We start from the raw sequence: 8312 nt of genomic DNA on the forward strand, positions 1-8312 counted from the left end.
GGCCATCGCGTCGAAGGCGGCGGGCACGTCGGCGGGGGTGCCGGGCAGGGCGGGCGGGCTCCACCGGCCGAGGAGGCCGGCGGGGGCGGCGGCGAGGGCGATCCGGGCGACGGGCAGGCCCTCGGTCAGTCCGGAGAGCAGCGCGCGGAGCCCGCTCATCAGGGCGTCCACGGCGGCCTGGTCCTTGGCGCGGGCGTCGACCTCGAAGCCGAGCAGGAGGCCGCCGTCGCGGGTGGGCAGCACGCTGAGGCCCATGTCCTCGGGCGGGCCGCCCGCGACGTTGCGCATGACGCCGGCCGCGCCGGCGAAGTCGAGGGTGAGGTCGAATGCCTTGAGGTTGATGCCGCGTCCGTGCAGCAGCGCGCCCGCGCCGGGCACGCCGAGGTCGCGGGGCAGGTCCTCGCCCCGGTAGCGCTGGTGGTCGCGCATCTCGCGCATGGCGGCGGCGACCCGCCGGCTCAGCTCGCCGAGCCGGTCGCCGCCGCGCACGGTCACCCGCAGCGGCAGCACGTTGACCGCCATGGAGGGGGTGCGCAGCGCGGTCGAGCCGGTCCTGCACATCAGCGGGAAGGCGAAGACGACGTCGGTGCGGCCCAGCATGCGGTGCAGGAAGGCGGCGTAGCAGGCGATCAGCGCCTCGCCCCAGGCGACGCCCTCGGCGGCGGCGAAGGCGCGCAGGGCGGCGGTCTCCTCGGGGCCGATCTCGGCGCGCGCGGTGAGCGTGCGGGTGGGGGCGCCGCCGGCGGCGGGGCCGTCGTCGGTGCCGAGGTCGGGCAGCGGGGTGAAGCGTTCGACCCAGTACGCGCGGTCCTCGGCGGCCCGGTCGCTCGCCCGGTAGGCGGTGTCCTCGGCGACGAGCGCCGCGAAGGAGCCGAAGTTCGCGCGGGGCGGCTCGGTGGCCCGGACGCGGGCGGTGTAGTGGGCGGCGGTGCGCCGGGCGAGCATGGCGGCGGTGTAGCCGTCGAAGACGAGGTGGTGGCCGAGCTGGGTGTACCAGACCTCGCGGTCGGAGAGCCTGATGACGGTACGCGCGTACAGCGGGCGGTCCGTCATGCCCCGGGTGGCCTCGGCGAGGCGGGCGCGTTCGGCGGTGACGTACTCCTGGGCCGCGGCGGCGGGGTCGTCCTCGGTGCTGAGGTCGATGACCGGGGGCAGGGCGACGGGCTCGTCACCGACCGCCTGGCGCGGCCCGTCCGGGGTGTCGTACACCCTGAGCCGGAGGCTTTCGGCCTCTTCGGTGGTGGCCCGGACGGCGTGCGCGAGGGCGTCCGTGTCGATCGGCCCGGCGCCGGTGATCTCGATGACGTCGCCGACGACGTAGTAGGGCGAGTCGGGTTCGATGCGCTGGGCGTTCCAGATGCCGAGTTGGGCGCCGGTCAGGGGGAGAAGGCCGTCCGGGGACACGCTCGCGGTGGTCAACTTACTCTCCTTGCAGGGTGGGGACGACCATCGGAGTGCCGGTCACGGGGTCCGGGACGACGACGCTGGGCAGGTCGAACACGTCCTTGATCAGCGTGGCGTCCACGATGTCCGCGGGGTCGCCCTCGGCGACCACGGCACCGGCCTTCATGGCGACCAGGTGGTCGGCGAAGCGGCAGGCCTGGTTGATGTCGTGCAGGACCGCGACGACGGTGCGGCCCTCGTTGCGCAGCCGGGCGAGCAGGCCGAGCAGTTGGTACTGGTGGGTGATGTCGAGGAACGAGGTGGGTTCGTCGAGCAGCAGGTAGGGGGTCTGCTGGGCGAGCACCATGGCCATCCAGACCCGTTGCCGCTGCCCGCCGGAGAGTTCCTGCACGGGCCGGTCGGCGAGGTCGGCGACGCCGGCCGCGGCCAGTGCGCCGTCGACGGCCTCCTGGTCGCCGTCCGACCACAGGGCGAGCAGCGACTGGTGCGGGAAGCGGCCGCGGGCCACGAGCTGGCGGACCCGGATGTCCTCGGGCGCGGTGGGGTCCTGCGGCAGGAAGCCGAGCTGTTTGGCCAGCGCCTTGGTGCCGATGGCGCCGACCTCGCGGCCGTCGAACTCGACGTGGCCGGAGTGCGGTTTCAGCAGCCGTACCAGCGCGCTGAGGAGGGTGGACTTCCCGCAGGCGTTGGGGCCGACGATGGCGGTGAACGCGCCGTCGGGTATGTCGAGGGTGAGCCGCGTGGACACGACCCGGTCTCCGTAGCGCAGGGTGATGTCCCGCGCCGTCAGGCGTGCGGTCATGCGCGCCTCACCTCCTTGGTGAGCAGCCAGATCAGGTAGCAGCCGCCGATGGCGGTGCTCACGACGCCCACGGGCAGGGCGACGGGTGCGAGCAGCATCTGGGCCAGCAGGTCCGCGCCCTGGAGCAGGACGGCTCCGGTCAGCGCGGCGGGGAGCAGGGGGATGCCGGCCGCGCCCGCGAGCCGGCGGCCGATCTGCGGGGCGGCCAGCGCGATGAACGCGATGGGCCCGGCCACGGCGGTGACGGTGGCGGTGCAGCCGACGCCGACCAGGACCATGAGCAGCCGCAGCCGGTCGAGGCCGACTCCGGTGGTGACGGCGACCGGGTCGCCGAGCGCCGCCTGGTGCATGGCGTGGGCGCGGGTCGCCATCAGGAGCAGCAGGACGGCGATGACGGTGAAGGGGATGCCGAGGTCTTCCCAGCCGACGCCGTTGAGCGAGCCGGCGCTCCAGCCCACGGCGGCGATCGCCACCTCCAGTTCGGCGCGGAGCACGATCCAGGAGTTGATCGCGGTGACCATGGCGTTGACGGCGATGCCGATGACCACGAGCCGCAGTCCGGAGAAGCCGTGTTCGAGCGAGAGCAGGTAGATGGCGGCGGCGACCACGAGTCCGCCGACGACGGAGCCGGCCGCGAGCTGTGCGGAGGTGCCCGACAGGACGGTGATGGCGACCAGGGCCCCGGTGTAGGCGCCGGCGTCGAGCCCGATGACGTCGGGGCTGCCCATGGGGTTGCGGGTGAGGTTTTGGAAGAGGGCCCCCGCGACGCCGAGCGCGGCGCCGAAGACGAGGCCGGCCAGCACGCGCGGCAGCCGCCAGTCCCGGATCACCACGGAGTGCTCCGCGCCGGTGAGGACGGCGAACACCCGCGAGGGCGGGGACCATGACGCCCCGTAGCAGAGTCCGAGGAGGCCGAGGCCGAGCATCAGGGCGAGCAGGACGGCGACGAGGGTCACCGTGCGGCGTTCGGCGCGCAGTCCGAGCACGTTCACAGTGCCCCCGCCCCGTAGCGGCGGACCGCCCAGATCAGCATGGGGCCGCCGAGGAACGCGGTGACGATGGCCACGGGGACCTCGCCGGTGGGCAGCAGGACGCGCGAGGCGATGTCGGCCACCAGGAGCAGGACGGGCCCGAGCACCATGGTGTAGAGGATCGTCCAGGGCACGGAGCCGGCGGCGGGTTTGCGTACGAGGTGGGGCACGATCAGTCCGACGAAGAGGATGGGCCCGGCCACGGCCGTCGCCGCGCCGCTGAGCACGGTGATGAGGACGAGGGTGACGACCCGCACCCGGCCGACGTGGGCGCCCAGGGTGTGGGCCACGTTGTCGCCGAGGGTGAGGGCGTTGAGGGCCCTGCTCAGCAGCAGCGCGGCGGCCAGGGAGACCGCGATCGCGGCCAGCGGCCATTCCAGCGGGGCCTGTTCGCGTCCGGCGAGGGTGCCGACCGACCAGAAGCGGTAGACGTCGAAGGTGTCGGGGAGCATGAGGCGCAGCCCGAGGGAGACGCCGCCGAGGACGGCGGTGAGCGCCACTCCGGTGAGGACCAGGCGCAGCGGTGAGCGGCGGCCGACCGCGGCGACCAGCAGCGCCGCGAGCGCGGAGCCCGCGACGGCGAAGCCGAGCTGGCCGGCCTGGCCGGAGGCCAGGCCGATCGCGGAGCCGATGGTGACGGCGAACCCGGCGCCCGCGGTGACCCCGAGGATGCCGGGCTCGGCCAGCGGGTTGCGGGCGAGCGTCTGGATCAGCGCACCGGCCACGGCCAGTGCGGCGCCCACGGCGACGGCGAGCAGCGCGCGCGGCGCCCGCACGTCCCGTACGACGACGTGGTCGTCGGTGCCCGCGTAGTCGAACAGCGCGCGCACGACCTCGCCGGGGGCGACGTGGCGGGCCCCGACGCCCATGCTGAGTACGGCGAGGACGGCCAGCAGCACCAGTCCACCGACGAGCAGGGCGGCCCGGGAGGCGGTCCGCCGGGTTCCCGCCGCCTCGGACGCGCGGCCCGCGAGGGTCACCGCTTCAGCAGCGGAGCGAGCGACGTGTCGATCGCGTCCAGGGTCATCAGGGCCTCGCCGTAGGTGGCGGCCTCGGTGTAGCGGTACGGGAAGACCTTGCCGGCCTTGACGGCGGGCAGGTTCTTCCAGAGCTTGGAGTCCAGGACGTACTTGACGGACTCGGAGACGCTGCCGTCGGCGTTGACGGAGTACGTCAGGACGTCGGCCTCCCGGAAGGCTTCGGGGAGTTCCTCGATGGAGGGGTACTCGCTGACCGAGCGGGAGCCGGGTCCGGGCTCCTTGACCTTGCCGTAGTAGGTGGCGCCCAGGTCCTCGGCGATGTTGGTGCCCCAGGAGCCGTTGAACTCGCGCTGGAAGGTGCCCTTGGCGGCGTCGCCGTACGCGCCGACGTGGCCGAACTTCAGCTTCGGCAGGACGTCCTTGTACTTCTCGGCCAGTTCGGCGGCCTTGGTGTCGTACGCCTTCTTCCGGGCGTCGAACTGCTCCAGCGCGCCCGCCGCGTCGGCCTGCTTGCGGGAGAGGTCGCGCCAGGCGGACGGCACGCTGGGGCCGATCGCGACGACGGGGGCGATGGACTTGAGCCGCTTCATGTCGATGTCGCCGAGCACGGGGGCGGGCACACCGATGACGATCAGGTCGGGTTCGGCCTCGGCGACGGCCTCGTAGTTGGTCTCGGCCGCCTGCTCGCCCGCCACCTTGGTGAGCTTCTTGTAGGTGGCCAGGTCCTCCTTGCTCATCATCGGTTCGCCGCGCTTCCAGGACGAGATGCCGACCAGCGGTGCGTCGGCCTCGATCAGCGCGGGCACGGCGTAGCCGGTGGCCACCACACGCTTGGGGTTCGCCGGGATCGTGATCTTGCCGTTGTCCGCGGTGAACACCCGGGTCTTGTTCTTCTCCGAGGCGGAGTCCGATCCGCCGTCGGAGGACGACCCGCATCCGGCCAGTACGAGGGCCAGCGCGAGGGCGCCGACCAGGCCGGACGATCTGCGTATGGACATTCCGAAGCTCCTTGCTACTTAGGTAAGGCTCACCTTAGTTGATGGCCTTTCGGCGGGACAACCCGGGGCGGGGCCCCCGGTCCGGCCGGTCGTTCAGTGGTCGTGCCCGTGGTCATGGCCGTGTTCGTGGTCGTGGTCGTCCTCGTCGAAGTCCGCGACGCCGCGCTTCCAGTAGCCGGTGATGTCGTAGTCCGCCTTGTCCAGGCGCAGTTCGTCCCGGACCCAGCGGCGCAGCGGCTTGATCTGCCCGGCCTCGCCGGCAACCCAGACGTAGGCACGCTCCCCCTCGGGCACGGTGACCGCCGTCGCGGCGCGGACCAGCGCGTCGCCGGAGCCGGCGGGCCGGTCGCCCCGGTGCAGCCAGCGCACCTCGAAGCCCTCGGGCGCGTCCAGCTCGATCTCCTCGTGGGCGCCCGCCACTTCGACGAAGGCCCAGCCCCTGGCCGTGCGGGGCAGTTCCTCCAGCCACCGCGCCACGGCGGGCAGGGCGGTCAGGTCGCCGACGAGCAGGTAGCGGTCGTAGGAGGGGGGCACGATCAGCCCGCCGGGCGGTCCCGCGACGTGGATGGTGTCCCCGGGCTGCGCCTTGGCGGCCCAGTCCGAGGCGAGTCCGCCCGCGTGCACGGCGATGTCGATGTCGATCTCACCGGTGGCGGGGTCGTAGCGGCGCACGGTGTACTCGCGGGAGGTGGGCAGCGGCCGGGGCCAGCGCAGCATCGCCCCGTTGCGCTCGGGCAGCCGCAGGGTGCCCTCCGGCTCCCGGAAGATCAGTTTGACGTGCTCGTCGGGCGCATGGGCCTCGAACCCCTCGGTGCCGGGCCCGCCCAGCGTCACCCGCAGCAGTCCGGCGCCGACCGGGGCCGTGCGCACGACCTCGGCCTCCCGGATGCCGATCGGGTAGCCGACCTTCTCGGCGTGCCGCCCGGCCCGGACTTCGGCGATCCGCGCCAGATGGCGGTCGCGGTGATCGGTGCGGCTCATGCGCCCTCACCCGCCAGCAGCGTCTGCCAGTGGGCGAGTTCGGGCTGCTCGAAGAGGTCGGGGAACTCCAGCGCGGTCGCCCCCGCCGCACGCCAGCGCTCGACCAGGACCATGATCCGCATCGAGTCGAGCCCGAGGTCGACCAGATTGTCGTCGGGCGCGATCTCACCGGGCTCACAGCCCAGCAGTTCGGCGATGTCGGCCCGGACACGGTCGGGCGACAAGGTCGGACTCATCGGGGGTACTCCTTCGGGGGTGGGCCGCCGGCGGGCGGCCGAAGCGGCGGTGCTACGGGGCCCGGCGAGGCGATTGATACGCGAACGGGCGCCCCGGGCAGGGCTGTTCGGGGGACGGAAAGGCGGCGGGGGTGCCCTGCGGCCCGCCCGGGGGCCGGGGAGCGCGGCGGGAGGCCGCGGATACGGGGCGGCGCGTCGCACGCGGTGCCGCCCGCAGCGGGGCGCATCGGCCTCCCCCAGATTCCACGCCCACACCGTCCCCCTCAAGACAAGGCGAGGCTAACCTAACATCGCCACGTACGACACGGGCACCCCGTCCGCCAACCGGGCGGCCGGAGCGCGCAGTTCGCCCGCCCCACCCCACCGCACGCTTCTCGCCATCCCCTTCGCGCACAGGCAAACTTAGGTTACCCTCACCTAACCTACCGTAGGGGCTGCTCCGGGTGAAGACCCGCGGCAGGCGTACCGCCGCACGGCCCGGCCCAGCTCCTCCCCCACACCTTCATCCCTGGCTCCGCAGGACGGGGCCATCGAGATCGGAGTCCTCGTGTCGCCGGCATCCCGAGCCGCCACGCACCCGCCCACGGCCCACCCGGCCACCGGGGCCGCCACCTCCCTCCTGGACGCCTACGCACCCGGCGCCCGCTTCCTCGCCACCCCGGGGCGCACCCTGCTGGCCGACGGCCCCGCGCGCCCCGTGCCGCACGGCGCCCGGCCGGTGGACCAACGGGTGACGGCCGCCCTGGCCGAAGCCGCCGACGCCGGGCAGGACGCCCCCGTGGTGATCGGCGCCATCCCGTTCGACCACACCGCCCCGGCCGCGCTGAGCGTGCCCGAGACCCTGCGCACCGCCCCGCCGCTCTCCAGCGACCCGCTCATCGCGCTGCCCTCGGCGTCGTCGTCCGCCCCGGACTGGGGCATCCGCCCGGTACCGGAGCCGGACGTCTACGCGGCGGGCGTCGCCTCGGCGGTGGACCGGATGTGGCGCGGCGAGTTCAGCAAGGTCGTCCTCGCCCGCACCCTGGAACTCACCTCCCCCGCACCGCTGGACGTGCCGGCCATGCTCCAGCGCCTGGCCCGCCGCGACCCCGGTGGCCACACCTTCGCGCTGCCCACCGGCCCCGGCCGCACCCTGATCGGTGCCAGCCCCGAACTCCTCGTCTCCCGCCGGGGCCGCCGGGTCGTCGCCAACCCGCTGGCCGGGTCCACGCCGCGCAGCGACGACCTCGCCGAGGACGTGCGCCGGGCCGCCGCGCTCCTGGAGTCGGCGAAGGACCTCCACGAGCACGCGGTCGTCGTGGACGCCGTGCACCAGGCGCTCGCGCCGTACTGCTCCGGCATGAGCGTGCCGCCCCGGCCGACCCTGACCCGCACCGCCACGATGTGGCACCTGTCCACCACGGTCACCGGCACGCTCGCCGACCCCGCCGTCTCGGCGCTCACCCTGGCCTGCGCCCTGCATCCCACCCCCGCGGTGTGCGGCACCCCGACGGCCAAGGCCCGGCAGGTGCTGGCCGAGACGGAACCGTTCGACCGGGGCTACTTCACCGGCATGGTCGGCTGGGGCGACGCGGGCGGCGACGGGGAATGGGTGGTCACGATCCGCTGTGCCGAGGCGGAGGAGCGCACCCTGCGCCTCTACGCGGGCGCGGGCATCGTCGCCGCGTCCGAGCCGGCGGCCGAGACCGCCGAGACCGCCGCCAAGTTCCGCACCTTCCTGAGCGCGGTCGGCGCCGCACTCTGAACCGCCTTTACCCGCATGCCGGTTCGGACGGTTCCGCCGCCGCCCGGTCCGGGGTTCAGGCCGCCGGGAGGGCGGCGGGCTCCCCGAGCCGGGCGGCGGCGGTGCGCCAGGCGGCGGTGACCGCGAGCCGGGCCAG

At 74.1% G+C, this 8312-nt stretch carries 8 protein-coding genes; 1 reads left to right on the forward strand and 7 read right to left on the reverse strand.

The window, feature by feature from the left end; all coding sequences use genetic code 11:
- The 7 genes from MHW47_RS28585 to MHW47_RS28615 all read right to left on the reverse strand — a co-directional run.
- Positions 1 to 1419, reverse strand: a 1419-nt coding sequence (locus tag MHW47_RS28585; RefSeq protein ID WP_239226649.1) for a condensation domain-containing protein, incomplete at its 3' end; no start/stop codon positions are given.
- A gap of 1 nt (position 1420) precedes the next feature.
- Positions 1421 to 2206, reverse strand: coding sequence for an ABC transporter ATP-binding protein (locus MHW47_RS28590; RefSeq protein ID WP_239226650.1), 786 nt, complete (start codon positions 2204 to 2206; stop codon positions 1421 to 1423).
- On the reverse strand, positions 2203 to 3198 hold the full coding sequence (locus MHW47_RS28595; protein ID WP_239226651.1) for an iron chelate uptake ABC transporter family permease subunit: 996 nt from the start codon (positions 3196 to 3198) through the stop codon (positions 2203 to 2205). Before MHW47_RS28595 ends, MHW47_RS28590 begins: the two co-directional genes overlap by 4 nt.
- Positions 3195 to 4217, reverse strand: a complete 1023-nt coding sequence (locus tag MHW47_RS28600) for an iron ABC transporter permease (protein ID WP_239226652.1) — start codon at positions 4215 to 4217, stop codon at positions 3195 to 3197. The genes MHW47_RS28595 and MHW47_RS28600 overlap by 4 nt, the downstream gene beginning before the upstream one ends.
- Positions 4214 to 5215: an ABC transporter substrate-binding protein gene (locus MHW47_RS28605; RefSeq protein ID WP_239226653.1), complete on the reverse strand. Its 1002-nt coding sequence runs from the start codon at positions 5213 to 5215 to the stop codon at positions 4214 to 4216. The genes MHW47_RS28600 and MHW47_RS28605 overlap by 4 nt, the downstream gene beginning before the upstream one ends.
- 93 nt (positions 5216 to 5308) lie before the next feature.
- Positions 5309 to 6196, reverse strand: coding sequence for a siderophore-interacting protein (locus MHW47_RS28610; RefSeq protein WP_239226654.1), 888 nt, complete (start codon positions 6194 to 6196; stop codon positions 5309 to 5311).
- A complete protein-coding gene (locus MHW47_RS28615) occupies positions 6193 to 6432 on the reverse strand; it encodes a phosphopantetheine-binding protein (protein WP_239226655.1) in 240 nt (79 codons plus the stop codon). Before MHW47_RS28615 ends, MHW47_RS28610 begins: the two co-directional genes overlap by 4 nt.
- Positions 6433 to 6979: 547 nt before the next feature.
- Here MHW47_RS28615 and dhbC point away from each other — a divergent pair.
- On the forward strand, positions 6980 to 8176 hold the full coding sequence (gene dhbC / locus MHW47_RS28620) for an isochorismate synthase DhbC (protein WP_239226656.1): 1197 nt from the start codon (positions 6980 to 6982) through the stop codon (positions 8174 to 8176).
- Positions 8177 to 8312: the final 136 nt, after the last annotated feature.

The sequence above is a fragment of the Streptomyces sp. OfavH-34-F genome (genome assembly GCF_022347745.1).
Lineage (GTDB): Bacteria > Actinomycetota > Actinomycetes > Streptomycetales > Streptomycetaceae > Streptomyces.